This window comes from Aeromonas sp. 75A, assembly GCF_051919425.1.
GTDB classification, from domain to species: domain Bacteria; phylum Pseudomonadota; class Gammaproteobacteria; order Enterobacterales; family Aeromonadaceae; genus Aeromonas; species Aeromonas veronii.
Genome location: NZ_JBQBES010000002.1, coordinates 599,740 through 616,378 on the forward strand (window position 1 = coordinate 599,740; position 16,639 = coordinate 616,378).

At 57.4% G+C, this 16,639-nt stretch carries 11 protein-coding genes; 6 read left to right on the top strand and 5 right to left on the bottom strand.

The genetic code is table 11. The features are described 5' to 3' along the window. Positions 1–214 precede the first annotated feature (214 nt). The 3 genes from dnaJ to grpE all read right to left on the bottom strand — a co-directional run bounded on the left by dnaJ (position 215) and on the right by grpE (position 4,262). Positions 215–1,357 carry a molecular chaperone DnaJ gene (gene dnaJ / locus ACTG2T_RS02640; RefSeq protein WP_005338032.1) on the bottom strand — a complete coding sequence of 381 codons (1,143 nt, stop codon included), beginning with the start codon at positions 1,355–1,357 and terminating at the stop codon, positions 215–217. A gap of 101 nt (positions 1,358–1,458) precedes the next feature. Continuing rightward, positions 1,459–3,387: a molecular chaperone DnaK gene (gene dnaK / locus ACTG2T_RS02645; RefSeq protein WP_005338034.1), complete on the bottom strand. Its 1,929-nt coding sequence runs from the start codon at positions 3,385–3,387 to the stop codon at positions 1,459–1,461. A 299-nt stretch (positions 3,388–3,686) separates the two neighbouring features. Further along, positions 3,687–4,262, bottom strand: a complete 576-nt coding sequence (grpE, locus tag ACTG2T_RS02650; protein WP_005338036.1) for a nucleotide exchange factor GrpE — start codon at positions 4,260–4,262, stop codon at positions 3,687–3,689. A 291-nt stretch (positions 4,263–4,553) separates the two neighbouring features. Between grpE and nadK the strand changes: the two genes are divergently transcribed. From nadK to ACTG2T_RS02680, 6 genes are all read left to right on the top strand, one after another. Then, positions 4,554–5,438, top strand: a complete 885-nt coding sequence (gene nadK, locus ACTG2T_RS02655) for an NAD(+) kinase (protein WP_005338038.1) — start codon at positions 4,554–4,556, stop codon at positions 5,436–5,438. A 230-nt stretch (positions 5,439–5,668) separates the two neighbouring features. Next, on the top strand, positions 5,669–7,333 hold the full coding sequence (recN, locus tag ACTG2T_RS02660) for a DNA repair protein RecN (protein WP_330124984.1): 1,665 nt from the start codon (positions 5,669–5,671) through the stop codon (positions 7,331–7,333). Positions 7,334–7,654: 321 nt separating this feature from the next. Beyond that, positions 7,655–8,545, top strand: coding sequence for a manganese-dependent inorganic pyrophosphatase (locus ACTG2T_RS02665; RefSeq protein WP_042080331.1), 891 nt, complete (start codon positions 7,655–7,657; stop codon positions 8,543–8,545). A 250-nt stretch (positions 8,546–8,795) separates the two neighbouring features. Next, positions 8,796–9,959, top strand: coding sequence for a macrolide transporter subunit MacA (gene macA, locus ACTG2T_RS02670; RefSeq protein ID WP_193859800.1), 1,164 nt, complete (start codon positions 8,796–8,798; stop codon positions 9,957–9,959). Beyond that, positions 9,956–11,929 carry a MacB family efflux pump subunit gene (locus tag ACTG2T_RS02675; RefSeq protein WP_151285895.1) on the top strand — a complete coding sequence of 658 codons (1,974 nt, stop codon included), beginning with the start codon at positions 9,956–9,958 and terminating at the stop codon, positions 11,927–11,929. Before macA ends, ACTG2T_RS02675 begins: the two co-directional genes overlap by 4 nt. Positions 11,930–11,931: 2 nt before the next feature. Beyond that, positions 11,932–13,296, top strand: coding sequence for an efflux transporter outer membrane subunit (locus ACTG2T_RS02680; protein ID WP_330124985.1), 1,365 nt, complete (start codon positions 11,932–11,934; stop codon positions 13,294–13,296). Between the two features lie 536 nt (positions 13,297–13,832). Here ACTG2T_RS02680 and ACTG2T_RS02685 read toward each other — a convergent pair. Both ACTG2T_RS02685 and ACTG2T_RS02690 read right to left on the bottom strand, forming a co-directional pair. After that, on the bottom strand, positions 13,833–14,243 hold the full coding sequence (locus ACTG2T_RS02685; protein ID WP_005344269.1) for an H-NS family histone-like protein: 411 nt from the start codon (positions 14,241–14,243) through the stop codon (positions 13,833–13,835). A 608-nt stretch (positions 14,244–14,851) separates the two neighbouring features. Continuing rightward, positions 14,852–16,591: a PglL family O-oligosaccharyltransferase gene (locus tag ACTG2T_RS02690; RefSeq protein ID WP_330125025.1), complete on the bottom strand. Its 1,740-nt coding sequence runs from the start codon at positions 16,589–16,591 to the stop codon at positions 14,852–14,854. Positions 16,592–16,639: the final 48 nt, after the last annotated feature.

Here is a 16,639-nt window from a genome sequence, read left to right on the forward strand (position 1 = left end):
CCAGAGCATAGCTAAACCGCTTTAGCTAACTCAATACAGCAACTAAACCGTTTCAGCAACAGTGTGAGCGGGATAACATTTGTACAGCAGGAATTGGCGGGAGTTGTGAGGAGGATCCCTCATCAGGATCCACTCAATAGGGCGGATCCTGGCTAAACGGCGGGCAAAAAAAGAGCCGGCACAAGGCCGGCTCTGTTTATTCGGGTCGCTGAAATCAGCTGGTTAGATCGTCGAAGAAGCGTTTCACCCCTTCGAAGAAACCTTCCGATTTCGGCTTGTGGGTCTTGGCAGCGGCGCCACTGAAGGATTCGTCCAGCTGGCGCAGCAGCTCTTTCTGCTGCTCGGTGAGGTTGACCGGGGTCTCGATCACCACCTTGCACATCAGATCCCCTACCTGACCGGAGCGCACGGACTTCACGCCCTTGCCGCGCATGCGGAACATCTTGCCGGTCTGGGTCTCCGGAGTGACCTTGAGCTTGACGCGGCCATCCAGGGTCGGCACTTCAATCTCGCCACCGAGGGCGGCTGCGGTGAAGCTGATGGGCACTTCGCAGTAGAGGTTGTTGCCGTCACGCACGAAGATCTCGTGCTCTTTGACGTGCACCTGTACGTAGAGATCCCCTGCCGGAGCCCCTGCCTCACCCGCTTCCCCTTCGCCGGAGAGACGGATGCGATCGCCGGTATCGACACCCGCCGGAATTTTCACCGACAGGGTCTTGGTGCGCTGGTAGCGACCTTCACCGTGACACTTGCGGCATGGATCCTTGATGATCTTGCCGCGACCGTGACAGTGCGGACATGCCTGCTGCACCGCGAAGAAGCCCTGACGCATCTGCACCTGGCCGGAGCCGTGGCAGGTCGGGCAGGTCTGGGCACTGCTGCCGGTGTGGGCACCGGAGCCGTTACAGACTTCGCAGTGAACCAGAGTCGGCACCTTGATCTCCTTGGAGACCCCGCGCACCGCCTCTTCCAGCGTCAGCTCCATGGTGTAACGCAGGTCGGAGCCACGGGCCGGGCCACGACGGGCACCACCACGGCCACCGCCGAAGATGTCACCGAATACGTCACCAAACATGTCGGCGAAGTCGGCACCGCCGCCAAAGCCACCGTGGCCACCGCCACCCTGGCTCGGGTCGACACCGGCATGGCCGTACTGGTCGTAACGGGCACGCAGGTTGGCATCGGTCAGGACCTCGTAGGCTTCCTTGACCTCTTTGAACTTCTCTTCGGATGCGGCATCACCCTGATTACGATCCGGGTGATACTTCATGGCCAGGCGCTTGTACGCCTTCTTGATCTCGCGATCGTCGGCATCTTTCGCCACACCCAGTACTTCGTAGAAATCGCGCTTCGACATACTCATCCTGTGGTTACGCAGACGGGCGTTGGTTACCCAACGCCCGTGAATTCATTGACCAAGCCGATGGGCGAAGCGGACTCCGCCCATCTGGGTAGGGCTTACTTCTTGTCGTCTTTCACTTCTTCGAACTCGGCGTCGACTACGTCGTCGTCAGCCTTGGCAGAAGAGGAGGACTGACCGGCATCAGCACCGGCTGCACCCTGGGCCTGAGCCTGCTGCTGGGCAATTTCCATCAGCTTCTGGGACGCTTCCAGCAGAGCCTGCTGTTTGGCTTCGATAGCAGCCTTGTCGTCACCCTTGATGGCCGCTTCCAGCTCGCTCAGAGCAGCTTCGATCTTGGTCTTGTCGTCGGCAGGCAGGGCTTCACCGGCTTCGGTGATCTGCTTGCGTACGGAGTGGACCAGACCATCAGCCTGGTTGCGAGCCTGTACCAGCTCTTCAAACTTCTTGTCCTCGGCCGCGTTGGCTTCGGCTTCACGTACCATGCGCTCGATCTCGTCATCAGACAGACCAGAGGAGGCCTGGATGGTGATCTTCTGCTCTTTGTTGGTCTCTTTGTCTTTCGCAGAGACGTGCAGGATACCGTTGGCATCGATGTCGAAGGTCACTTCGATCTGCGGCAGACCGCGCGGTGCCGGACGGATGCCTTCCAGGTTGAACTGGCCCAGAGACTTGTTGTCGCTGGCGCGCTTGCGCTCACCTTGCAGCACGTGAATGGTCACGGCAGACTGGTTGTCTTCGGCAGTGGAGAACACCTGGGACTTCTTGGTCGGAATGGTGGTGTTCTTCTCGATCAGCGCAGTCATCACGCTGCCCATGGTTTCGATACCCAGGGAGAGCGGGGTAACGTCCAGCAGCAGTACGTCGGTCTTGTCACCGGACAGTACGGCGCCCTGGATGGCAGCACCCATGGCCACGGCTTCGTCCGGGTTGACGTCTTTACGCGGCTCTTTGCCAAAGAACTCGGCAACAGTCTTCTGAACCAGCGGCATACGGGTCTGACCACCAACCAGAATCACGTCGTCGATCTCGCCAACTGCCAGACCGGAGTCTTTCAGGGCGACACGAACCGGCTCCAGAGAGTCCTTCACCATGTCTTCTACCAAGGATTCCAGCTTGGCGCGGGTCACCTTGATGTTCATGTGCTTCGGACCGGTGGCATCTGCAGTGATGTACGGCAGGTTGACGTCGGTCTGCTGGGCAGAAGAGAGCTCGATCTTGGCTTTCTCGGCGGCATCTTTCAGACGCTGCAGAGCCAGCTGGTCGTTGCGCAGGTCGATGCCCTGCTCACGCTTGAACTCGTCTACCAGATAGTTGATGACGCGGTTGTCGAAGTCTTCACCACCCAGGTGGGTGTTACCGTTGGTCGCCAGTACTTCGAAGGTGGTTTCGCCTTCAACTTCGTCGATCTCGATGATGGAGATATCGAAAGTACCGCCACCCAGGTCATATACGGCAACCTTGCGCTCGCCCTTGACCTTGTTCACGCCGTAAGCGAATGCAGCAGCAGTCGGTTCGTTGATGATGCGTTTTACATCCAGACCGGCGATGCGACCGGCATCCTTGGTAGCCTGACGCTGGGCGTCGTTGAAGTAGGCCGGAACAGTGATAACGGCTTCGGTTACCGGCTCACCCAGATAGTCTTCGGCGGTCTTTTTCATCTTTTTCAGCACTTCGGCAGAGATCTGCGGCGGTGCCATTTTCTTGCCCTTCACTTCAACCCAGGCGTCGCCGTTGTCAGCTTTGGCGATGGCGTACGGCATGATTTTCAGGTCACGCTGCACTTCTTCATCTTCAAAACGACGACCGATCAGACGCTTGATGGCGAACAGGGTGTTTTTCGGGTTGGTGATGGCCTGACGCTTGGCCGGCTGACCAACCAGGATCTCGCCATCATCGGCATAGGCAATGATGGACGGAGTAGTACGATCGCCTTCTGCGTTCTCGATCACGCGAGCAGTGTCGCCATCCAGAATAGCGACGCAGGAGTTGGTAGTACCCAGGTCAATACCGATGATTTTACCCATTTGACGAATCTCCAAATACTTTGAATAAACTGGCGAGGAACTCGCCTTAATGCGTTAACGGCTAGGTGGGGGCTGCCAATCTGGCTTTCAAGCTCCCGGCATCAAATTTTTTGTGCCGCCGCGGCCTTGCTACCTAATATGGGGTCGCCAGACGCAGCTTCAAGCCCCAACCCTAAAAAACCACACCCTTTGTCATGGTTGCGCGGTCACGTTGAGCCGTAAAACCGGGCAAGATGAACAGGTGCTGCACTGCGAAACAAAAAGCCCGCCACGGGGCGGGCTCGGGCACCCACAGCCAATCAGTCGACCGCTTTGGCGATCATCACCATGGCCGGACGGATCACCCGACCGTTGAGGTCATAGCCCTTCTGCATCACTGCAATGACGGTGTTCGGGGCCACATCGGCACTCGGCACCATGCTCATCGCCTGATGGGCGTTGGGGTCAAACGGCTGGTTGATCGGGTCAAGCGCCACCAGACCAAACTTGGCCACGCCGCTCTGCATGGATTTCAGGGTCAGCTCGACACCTTCGATCATCGGCTTGAGGGCTTCGTTCTCCTTGTCGGCCAGTTCGATGGCACGCTCAAGGTTGTCCAGCACCGGCAGCAGTTCATTGGCGAACTTCTCCAGAGCGAATTTGTGCGCCTTCTCCACATCCAGCTCGGTACGACGGCGCAGGTTCTCCATCTCGGCGGCGGTACGCAGGGCGCGTTCACGCTCTTCCGCCGCTTTTTGGATGGCGGTTTCCAGCTGCGCTTCCAGTTCGGCAATGCGGGCCTGCTCGGCTGTCACTTCACTGTCTACATCGGTCGGCTCGACTGGCTGGGCTTCCACTTGCTCCATCGCTTCAACCTTTTGCTCTTCGTGGTTCATGACATCTCCAATTCCGGGGTTACTTATGAGGGCCCTGACGTCTGGTTGAGCGACCGGACGACAACAGACCGACTATGTTGGCGCTATTATGGGGATGCATCCCCGGCTTTCAAGGGGTAAAGGGCAATCTGGGTTGCTGAATAGCCGCAACCGTCGGTTTATCCGGGTTACCGCTCACCGTTTAACCATTAGCCTCAAGGGGATAGCCGGCCCCGTCACACGGGAGAGCGTCACAAGCGGAGCAAAGCACTGTATACTGGCCCGCAATACCCATCCCAGATCTGACTGACTATGGATTCTCCGTTCAAAACCATCGCCCTGATTGGCAAACCCCACCATGAGGGGGCCAACCAGACGCTGACCGGCCTGCATCAATACCTGACCGCCCGCGGCTTTCGGGTACTGGTGGAGAGCCGGGTCGCCCAGACCCTGAGCATCCTCGATGAAAACGTGATGGATCTGGTGCAACTGGGCCAGCAGGCCGATCTCGCCATCGTGGTCGGCGGTGACGGCAACATGCTGGGGGCGGCGCGAGTGCTGTCGCGCTTCGATGTGGCGGTGATCGGGGTGAACCGGGGCAACCTCGGCTTTCTGACCGACCTCTCGCCGCAGGATTACCTGCTTCCACTGGAGCAGGTGCTTTCCGGTCACTACAAGAGCGAACACCGCTTCCTGCTGGAGGCTTCGGTCTATCGCCACGGCGAGCGCAAGTCGAGCAATCTGGCGGTGAATGAAGCAGTGCTGCACCCGGGCAAGATCGCCCACATGATCGAGTTCGAGGTCTATATCGATGGCAGCTTTATGTATAGCCAGCGTTCGGACGGCATCATAGTGGCCACCCCGACCGGCTCGACCGCGTACTCCCTGTCGGCAGGTGGCGCCATCCTCACTCCCAAGCTCAACGCCATCACGCTGGTGCCCATGTTCCCGCATACCCTCAGCAGTCGCCCCATCGTACTCGATGCCGACAGCGAAGTACGGCTGCTGGTCTCGCCGGATAATCAGGACGATGCCATGCAGGTCAGCTGTGATGGCCAGGTGACACTGGCGGTCCACCCGGGGGACGAGATCCTGATCAAGAAGAGCCACCACCAGCTTCATCTGGTGCATCCCCTCGACTACAGCTACTTCCACGTGCTGCGCAACAAGCTCGGCTGGGGCAGCAAGCTGTTTTAATCGGCGCTGACCGACAACGGCATTGCCAGAGAGGGCGCCTGAATTGGCGCCTTTCTCATTTCTGTCGTGGCAACGTCCCCCGCACTCTCATATCAGTACCGCATTTTCATAGCCATACCGCACTGGCGCGGCTTTCCTTTGTTAAAAATGACGGTGCCCTCTTTACTGTATATAAGACCAGTATATACTGGATGCATACACAGTAATGTTGACCTATACAGGATGAGACCATGCTGACCCAGCTGACCGTCAACAACTTCGCTATCGTCAAGTTTCTCGAACTCGATCTGCAACCGGGCATGACCTGTATCACAGGTGAGACCGGTGCCGGTAAATCCATCGCCATCGATGCTCTCGGTCTCTGTCTCGGAGAGCGGGCCGAAGCCGGCATGGTGCGACCCGATAGCGACAAAAGCGAGGTCAGCGCCCGCTTCCTGCTCGACAACAACCCGGCCGCCCGCGCCTGGCTCGCCACCAACGAGCTGGAAAACGAAGGTGAGTGTATCGTCCGGCGAGTCATCTCCGCCGAGGGGCGCTCACGCAGCTATATCAACGGCGTGCCTGTCCCTCTTACCCAGCTCAAGAATCTGGGCCAACTGCTGGTCAACGTACACGGTCAGCATGCCCACCAAATGCTGCTCAAACCCGACTACCAGCTCACTCTGCTCGACGGTTATGCCGGTCACCATCTGCTGCTCGACGAGGTGCGCCAGCACTATCAGCAGTGGCGCCAACTGCAAAACGAGCTGAACCGGCTCAAGGCCGAGCAGCAGCAGCGGGAGGCCCGCCGCCAGCTTATCGAGTATCAGGTGCAGGAGCTTGACGAATTTGCCCTGCAGCCGGGGGAGTTCGAAGAGATAGAGGAGGAGCACCAGCGTCTGGCCAACGGCACAGAACTGATGCAAGAGTGCGGGGCTTGCCTCGATCTGCTCTATGACAACGAAGAGACCACTATCGCAGGGCTGCTGCAATCGGCCGTCGATCGGGCCGAGGGGCTGGTCAGCATGGACAGCCGCCTCACTCCGGTACTGGAGATGCTGAACGAAGCGCTGATCGGGGTGCAGGAGAGCCACAGCGAACTGCGCAGCTACCTCGATCGGCTGGAGCTGGATCCCGAGCGTTTTAACGAGCTGGAGGCCCGCCTCTCCAAGGCGATCAATCTGGCCCGCAAGCACCATGTCAAACCGGCCGATCTGGCTCAGTACCATCAGGAGCTGGCCTCTGATCTCGCTCGCCTCAACTCTGACGAAGAGCGGTTAGAGGGGATGGAAGATGAGCTGGCCGAGGCCCGTCAGGCGTTTGTGCAGTCCGCCGAGGCCCTGAGCCAGAGCCGTCAGCGTTACGCCCAGGAGCTGGGCGCTAAAGTGACCAGCAGCATGCACGAACTGGCGATGCCCGATGGTCGCTTTGCCATCGAAGTGCGCCCCGATGCCCAGAGCAGCCTCTCTCCGCTGGGTATAGATCGGGTGGAATTTATGGTCACCACCAACCCTGGCCAACCGATCCAGCCGCTTGGCAAGGTGGCCTCAGGCGGTGAACTGTCCCGTATCAGCCTCGCCATCGTGGTGATCAGCGCCCGCAAGGTCTCAACCCCGACCCTGATTTTCGACGAAGTGGATGTGGGGATCAGCGGCCCGACTGCCGCCGTGGTGGGTCGCCTGCTGCGCCAGCTCGGCGAGTCCACTCAGGTGATGGTGGTCACTCACTTGCCTCAGGTGGCAGGCAACGGCCACCAGCATATGGTGGTGAGCAAGCATACCGATGGCAAAACCACCGAAACCCGGATGGATGCACTCGACCAGAATGCCCGCCTCAATGAGCTGGCACGGCTGCTTGGTGGCGACCAGATCACCGACAACACCCTGGCCAACGCCCGCGAGCTGCTGCGTCGTTGAATCTGGCAATAAAGCCGATTTGCAGCGATAGCGTCTGATAGCGCTGACCAAATATGCTGACTGCGCTGGCACAGGCGGGCGCCATTGCCTGCGCAGTCCACAATAGCCAATAACCAATAGCCAATAGCCAATAGCCAATAGCCAATAGCCAATAGCCAACTGTGAGCACCGAACTCGCGTCAGGATTACCGACCCAGATCAATAAAATGGCGAGTTAGGCGAAGCTGGCAGCAACATGGGCGTGGATCCGGTTGCCTTCATGTGGCGGATTTCGCATAGTGTTGCCCCCCTTTATGGGTATCCAATTGTGAGGCTTTGTCTATGATCCACGTTTTTGGTCACAAGAATCCTGATAGCGACAGTATCTGCAGTGCGCTGGTTATCACCGACTGGCTCAATGGCCAGGGCCGTCAGGCCACCCCATGGCGTCTGGGTGACCTGCGCACCGAAACCCGTTTTATTCTGGAGCAGGCTGGCGTCAGCGAACCCGAGTTGCTGACCAAAGATCTGACCGGTGAAGATGTCTGGCTGGTGGATTTCAGTGATCTGGAACAGGGCCCTGCCACACTGGCACAAGCCAATGTATTGGGTCTGGTGGATCACCACCGTCTCGGCACTCTGGTCACCCAGTCTCCGCTGGATGCCTGGATCCGTGCCGTCGGCTGCACCTGCACCATCGCCTTCGATCTGCTGAGCCAGCAAGGCACTGTGACCCGCAGCCAGGCTCGCCTGATGCTGGGCGCCATCATGAGCGACACCCTCTGTCTCACCTCGCCGACCACCACCGAGCAGGACAAGATCGCTTGTGAGCGTCTGGCACCGCTGGCAGAAGTATCGCTGGCCGAATTCGGCCAACAGTTGCTGATGGCGAAAACCGACCTGAGCGGCCTGACTCCGGCTCAACTGCTGCAGCAGGATGAGAAAGCGTTCCAGGCGGAAGGTTGCAGCTTCATCATGAGCCAGATCGAAGTGGGCAGCGAACAGCAGCTGGCCGAGCACCTGCCAGCCCTGCAGCAGGAGATGGCCCAGCGCGTGGCGAGCGAAGGGCTCGACTTCTTCGTGTTGATGGTGACTGACCTGACGGCCGCAGCCAGCCGCATCTACTTTACCGAGCACGCCAAAGTACCGGCAGAGTCCAGCTACCACCCGGGCTTTGTCAGCCGCAAGAAGCAGGGTCTGCCCTGGGTGATGGATCTGCTGGCCAAGGCCTGATCCTCCCTCACCATCACCTATTCCAAAGCCCTGCCTCTGCGCAGGGCTTTTTCATTGCCACCGCCAGCGGCACTCCCTATCCTCTTGCTGACCATCTTGCTCACCACTGCGGTCTCTCGCTTACTCTTTTCACGGCTTATTGACAGTTAACGCCATAACTTTGCTTACATATTTGCGGCTGTTATTTATCAGGGCTTTGCTGCAGGATAATCGCCGCGCACAACCTTTTCCGTTTCCATTCAGGTGATCGATGAACATAACCCCCAAGCAGAGAACCCTGGCCATCACCATGCTGATCGCCGTGGTACTCCTCGGCTGGCTGCTCTGGCCCAGTCAACCACCCAAGGCGATGCTGACCGCTCAAGTGACCCGCGAGGATATTGCCCAAACTGTACTGGCCAGTGGTGTGCTGCAGGCCGTGGAGCAGGTGGATGTGGGGGCACAAGTCTCCGGTCAGGTTACCAAGCTGGCCGTCGAGGCAGGTGATCAGGTCAAGCAGGGAGACCTGCTGGCCGAGATCGATCCCCTGATTGCCCAGAACAACCTCAAGACGGCCGAGGCGGAACTTGCCAGCAACCGCGCCCAGCTCAAGATCAAGCAGGCACAACTCAAACAGAACGAGCTCGCCTGGCGGCGCCAGCAGCAGATGTTCAAGCAGGAGGCGAGTTCACGGGCCGATCTGGAGAGTGCCGAGGCACTGCTGGCGGTCACCCGCGCCGAACTGCAAAACAGCCAGGCCAATATCGACAATGCCCTGATCAAGGTTGATCGGGCCAAGACCGAGCTGGGCTACACCAAGATCCTGGCGCCGATGGATGGCACCGTTATCAGCATTGTGACCCGTCAGGGCCAGACCCTGGCTGCCAGCCAGACGGTGCCGACCGTGCTCAAGCTGGCCAACCTCGAGACCATGACGGTCAAGGCGCAGATCTCCGAAGCCGATGTCACCAAGGTCAAAGCCGGCATGCCGGTCTACTTCACCCTGATCGGCGATCCGGATACCCGCTATCAGGGTACCCTTCGCGCCGTGGAGTTAGCGCCTACCAACATCAACGATCAGGCCACCACAGGTACCACCACCAGCAATGCGGCTGTCTACTACTACGCCCTGTTCGATGTACCCAATCCCGACCATACCCTGCGGGTGGCAATGACCACCCAGGTGACCATTGTGCTCGGCGAGCGCAAGCAGGTGCTCACTGTGCCGCAAACCGCCCTCGGCAAGTCGTTGGGTGACAACGAGTATGAAGTCAGCGTGATCAAGGACGATGAGACAACCGAAACCCGCCATATCAAAACCGGTATGAAGGACGAGATCCGCATTGAAGTGATCAGCGGGCTGAGTGAGAAGGAGGAGGTGCAGCTCAATCACGGAGCCCCCGCCGACAATGATGAGATGGCGGTGATGCTATGAGTGAGCCCCTGAACCAGCTGCCGTTGATCCAGCTGAAAGGGGTCGAGCGACGCTACCAGAGCGGCGACAGCGAAGTCACCGTGCTCCACCCTCTTGACCTCACCATCACGGCAGGAGAGATGATCGCCATTGTCGGCGCGTCCGGCTCCGGCAAGTCGACCCTGATGAACCTGCTGGGTTGTCTCGATAGCCCGAGCAGCGGCCAGTATCTGTTTCGCGGTCAGGACACCGCCACCATGGATGGGTTGGCGCTGGCCCGGCTGCGCTGCCACCACTTCGGTTTTATCTTTCAGCGCTACCATCTGCTGCCCCATCTCGATGCCGCCGCCAACGTGGAGATCCCGGCCGTCTATGCCGGTACCAGTCGCCCGGATCGCCAGGCACGTGCGCGTCAGCTGCTGGGCAGACTAGGTCTGGCCGATCGCAGCCACCATACCCCGGGCCAACTCTCCGGCGGTCAGCAGCAGCGGGTCAGTATCGCCCGGGCGCTTGCCAATGGCGGCGAAGTGATCCTCGCCGATGAACCGACCGGCGCACTGGATAGCCAGAGCGGCAAGGAGGTGATGGCGATCCTCAAGGAGCTGCACGCTCAGGGCCACACCATCATTCTGGTCACCCACGATATGAACGTGGCCAGCCATGCCGACCGGATCATCACTCTCAAGGATGGTCGGATTGAACAAGATAGCGGCCCCTGCCAAACGGCCGTGTTGGCTCCAGCCACCGCTGTAGCCCCTCAAAAAATAGTGCCCACTAAAGGCGCCATGGGTCACGACTGGGATCGTTATCGGGAAGCGGGACGGATGGCGATCCATGCCATGCTCGCCCACCGGATGCGCACCTTCCTCACCATGCTCGGCATCATCATCGGCATCGCCGCCGTGGTGAGCGTGGTGGCGCTGGGGCAAGGGGCGCGCGCCAAGGTGATCGACCAGATCAATGCGATGGGCACCAACACCATCGAAATCTTCCCGGGCAAGGGATGGGGCGATGAGAAAATGGCCAGCATCCAGACCCTCAACAAGGGGGATCTCGATGCCCTGTTGGGGCAGCCCTATCTTGCGGGCGCCAGCCCCGAGATCGGCAGCTCCGGCCAGTTGCGCTATCGCAACAAGACCAACAGCGGCAATGTGACCGGTGTCGGTAACGACTATTTCAAGGTAAAGGGGATGACGCTGGTCAGTGGTCGCTTACTGGAGTGGCAAGATATCCAGCAGCGTGCTGCCGTTGCCGTGGTGGACAAGAAGAGCATCACCAGCCTGCTTGGCAAGGAGGACCCGGTCGGCAAGGTGGTACTGGTCGGCACCTTGCCGGTGCGGATTGTCGGTGTGGTTTCGCAGGAGACCGGCTTCGGCCCCACCAGCCAGTCGGTCAATATCTGGCTACCCTACAGTGCGGTGATGAGTCGCCTCATCTCGCAGCACCACTTCAGCCAGATCACTATACGAGTCAAGGACGGGGTACAACCGGCACTGGCCGAGCAGGCGGTGATCGAGCTGATCACCAAGCGCCACGGGGTGAAGGATTTCTTCACCTTCAGTAGCGACAGCATCATCAAATCGGTAGAGAAAACCACCGCCACCATGACCCTGATGGTCTCGGCCATCGCGGTGATCTCGCTGATCGTCGGCGGGGTGGGCGTGATGAACATCATGCTGGTGTCGGTGGTGGAGCGCACCCGCGAGATCGGCATTCGCATGGCAGTGGGCGCCCGCCAGTCGGATATTCTGCAGCAGTTCCTGATTGAAGCCGTGATGGTGAGCCTGCTGGGGGGGCTCTTCGGCGTCGGCCTCTCGCTCGGTATTGGCGCGCTCTTTTCACTGCTGGTGGACTCCATCAAGATGCAGTTCTCGCTCTTCTCCATCTTGATGGCCTTTGGCTGCTCGTCACTCATCGGGATCCTGTTTGGTTACCTGCCGGCACGCAATGCGGCGCGGCTCGACCCTGTTGTCGCACTGGCGAGGGAATAACAATGCACAAACTCTCCTGGCTGGCTCTCTCTATGGCTCTCAGCGGCTGCAGTCAGCACAGCACCTATCAAAGACCCGAACTGGCGATCGCCCCTGCATGGCAACAGGCAGAGGGCGCCCAACTGGCTGCGCAGGCAGGCCCATGGTGGCGGGAATTTCATGATCCCCAGCTCGACAAATTGGTCGAGGCGGTACTGGCCGCCAACCCGGACATGCATGTGGCGGCCCTCAAGCTCAAAAGCGCCAGACTGGGCGCCGAGCAGACCGATACCAACCTCACCCCCTCGGTCAATGGCACTATCGCAGCCAGTGGCAACAAGGATCTGAAAACCGGCAAAGGCACCAACAGTCTGGGCCCCTCGCTGAGCCTCAGTTACGAAGTGGATTTGTGGGGCAAGCTTGCCTCGGTGCGAGATCAGGCAAGCTGGGAGGCGGCGGCAAGCGAGCAGGATCTCGCCAGCACCCGACTCCTGCTGATCGGCAATACTCTGGAGCAATATTGGCAGCTCGGCTATCTCGGCTCTGCCATCGCACTCGGAGAACTGCAGCTGGCCAACCTGTCCCGAACCGAGCAGCTGACCCAGACCAAATACCAGGCTGGCGCCATCACCCGACTCGATCTGGCGCAGGCACGCCAACAGTTGGCCGGAAAACAGGCTGAGCTGGCCTCCCTCAAGGCGCAGCAGGAGCAAGCTCGCAATGCCCTGCGTCTGCTGCTGGGCCGTAGCAGCGGACCGCTGGAGTATGCACCCGCGTCCCTTGCAAAGCAGACCATTCCTGAACTTGCGGTGGGTATTCCGGCCGATGTGCTGGCACGCCGCCCTGACGTCAAAGCGGCCGAATTGCGGCTGCGCAAGACGCTGGCAAAAGGTGACGAGATCCGCACCAGCTTCTACCCCAGCCTGACCCTGACCGGCAGTGCCAGCACCGCATCCGATAGATTGGCGCAGGTGCTGCAAAATCCGGTTGGTACGCTAGGGGCCAGCCTCGCCCTCCCCTTCCTTGAATACAACCGCACCCAGCTCGCCATCGAAAGCTCAGAGCTGGATTACCAGATCGCCGAAACCGAGTTTCGCAAGCAGCTCTACACCGCACTGGTGGAGGTGGAAGACAATCTGGCCGCCCGCCACTATGGCCAGCAGCGACTCGATTATCTGCAGGAGCAGCTGAGTTATGCCCAGGAGGCCGAACGACTGGCCAAGGCTCGCTTCCAGGCGGGTGCAACCGGCGTGCAAGCCTGGCTTGATGAGCAGAACCGGCTGTGGGATGCCCAGCAGAGCCTGCTGGCCCAGCAAAAAGAGCAGCTCACCACCAGCGCCAAAATCTATCGCGCCCTGGGCGGAAGCGATAGCGTGACGCCCCGATAGCGCTTCACCCGGCTATTCCCCACTCTGCCGGCAGAGTGGGGAATGCCATCGCCATCGACCGCACCGAATTCCCTCGCCCACACGGCAGACGAACGCCATTGCCCATCATCAAGGGGCGGTTATGCAGCGCAGCCAATTACATGCATCGGCGACCCTGAATATCTCGGCGATATCTTGCGGCTATCTCTATCCCTCACGCTCCCTGACCAGAGATAACGGTTACCGGATATTCCATCAGCAGAGAGCTCGGCTCTTACCGAGCGGCGCCCCGTGAATCGTGAGAGACATATCCGAAGCGCATATCTGCACGATGCATACAAAAAGCGATATCACGCAGTTAATTCTGCACGACAAAATTAATCGCAAACAATGAGTGATATTGAGTAAAGTAACAGTGAAGTGAAACAACGGTAAAAAGGATACAAGCGAGGATGTAGATAACAATGGGGCGAAGGGGCAGATTGGATAACCACGAGTAAAACGGCAAAAATAATGCCGCTCAAAGGCGGCATTATTCAATCTCTGAACCTGACGAATTAGATCAGGAAATCGTTCAGGTCTTTACCCAGTGCTACTTGAGCAGCAATGGCTTTCGGCATACGGCCTTGACCGGTCCAGGTTTTTTCCTGGCCATCTTCTTCGTACTTGTATTTAGCCGGACGCGGAGCACGCTTGCTCTTGGCAGCGCCAGTCGCAGCAGCCGGAGCAGCGGCAGTCGCCAGCAGCTCGCGAGGATCAATACCAGCCTGCTGCAGCATTTCGGTGAATTCATTCAGCTTGCGCTGACGCTCTTCCTGTTCAGCACGCTCCTGTTCAACAGAATCGGCGCGCTCTTGGTAAACCAGGTCAAACTTCTCTTTAGCTTCCAGCAGTTGCTCAAACGGCAGCTCACGAATAGCCGCACGCAGACTGCGAATGTTCAGCAGAACTTTCAGAAACTCGTTCATTATTTCCTCACAAAAAAGTCGGTTACAGGGATACCGTTTCAGAATAGCATGGACAATTCGCGAGAACATACAGTTTTTCTATATTAACGTTCTTTTTTTCTTAAATTTCACCATCAAGATCGAATGCTTGCCACTATCAATAACAAACTGGCTGGAATGCAGATCTTCTGGGTAGAGAGGTGATTACCATCTTGTGTTCAAGAAACATCGGTATTTCAAGACTCATTAATTTCCAGTTCAGCATCCAACAAAACTAACTCGGTAACCTGCTTTATAAGCCTGAGCGAACATTTCTACCATACGTTCAACATCATGTGACAAGACTATGCCTATCTGTTTAGCAATGAACACGTCTAGAACCTGTCCCTTCACCCGATGATGAAGGGGATACTCCCAATTGACTATCAACCCCTTCAACGCCATCGACAAAATCACATATTAATCAACTGTTTGGAATCGCCACATGACATTTCAAATATGCCTTTCATAGCCCGTTTGACAGACGCATGCGTCCGAAAACAGACTGTTCAGATACTGGTTGTCCAGAAGGGAAAAAATAAAAAAGCCAGCCGTTTTTAAGGGCTGGCTTTCTATGTATCCAAATAGCACTATTTATTTTTGGTTATATTCTTGCCTGATTGGTCAACACCGGTAATCACTGCCTGTGAAGCAGACCCAGTTAAAAGGGGCTCGGTTGGATAGAGCTTAAGTGCTTCAGCTCGCATCACATTGGCTTCCTCTGTACGACCCAATGCATTAAGCGCGATCACCATATTGGCGTATATGTTGGCACGCGGTGTATGGCGTACGAATGCCTGCCCCCACTCCAGATAAGCTTCCAGTTCGGTCTTGTTATTTGTCTGCAAGCCCACCATCAGACGAACTGAGTTCACATCAAACTCGACTCGGGTCAACCAAGCCATGGGATTGACGATATCAAGTAGCAAGGTCGGCTCTTTATACCCACCCCGTTCATATTTGGTGACTACCCATGTGGTGTGAATTGCTGTGAGCATAAAGGGAACGACCAGCAGCGGGATAGCGATCGCCATAAATCGCAGTAACAGCCATGGGCGGCACTCCATATCCCACCATGATGAGAAACCCTGACTCGCCAGGTTGGTCTCCTCAATTTCGGTATCGATGATATAAATCAGCGTCAGCAACAGCAACCATAACACGATCGCATGGTAGAGCGGGTATTCCGTCTGGGTATGAAGCAATATTGGGGTAACCAAGGCAAGCAGCCCCATGGCATGTACCCAGCGCACACTCGCCAGACGCCATAATAATGCGCCCCCCATGATCACCATGCCGACCATGGGTGCAATACCGCCCTCAACAGCCCAATAGAGAAACTCGTTGTGGGGGTGGTCAAGATTGTACTCAATCTGCACCATGGACGGATTCAGTGCTTTATCAGCCATGTAGTGATGGAGAAAAACAGATTCAAAACTGCCGTATCCCCATCCACTCCAAGGAGCCTGTGCAATCAGTTTTACCGCATAAGGCCAGTAAATAGAGCGCATACCACCGGACTGATAGATCTCTAATCCTCGTTTTGCTCCAGCCAGCCAATATTGTGATAGCAGGCCAATCGCTACAGCCAAAATAACCAGACCCAATATCCGCCATAGCAGCCGCTGTCGATAAAGCTGAGGCATCAGTAAGAACAGGGCTAGCAGGCCGCCTAACTGCCCCACTCGGGATTGCAAAACAACGAGCAGCAGTGCCGCAGATAGAATGACGCCATAGCGCAACGCCATCAGCAATCGACCACCCTCTCGGCGTAATTCCAGCCAGATAGCAAGGGCAAGGCCAGTTGCCATAAACGTCGCCATCACGTTTGGCTGTTGAAAGATCCCGTAAGGGCGATTGGCTTTGGTGTCATAGCCAATCCAGTTACCTGGCGTTAACAGGTAGAACTGCACCAGACCCAGCACTACCTCCATCGCGATCGCAATCAGGATGAGATAGAGCAAGCGATCACGCTGCGCCTTATTAAAGCACCATTGATAGAGTCCAAACAAAAACAGCAGACCAGCAAAAAGACCAAGCAATCTGGGAATAGCATAATCCTTGAGTGCAAAACCAGGATAGAGCATCGGGAGCAGTAGCAAGAGAGCCCCTATCCATAAACCTGCTTGTAATGGAGAGAAGAGCAAGCGCTGACGTAACGTCACCTGCCACAATCCCAATCCAATAGCCAACGAGGCAAACACCCATCCCCATGCGTTAAAGGGCAGATACAGCCCTGCACCTCCAGGGTTATGCATAAAAAAATGCATGCCCAACAACCAATAAGCGATACAAAGTACGCCAAACAAAACACGTAAGTATTTAATCATCATGCATTCCTAGCATAATTCTGCAGATTGCCATATCTCTTGGGTAGG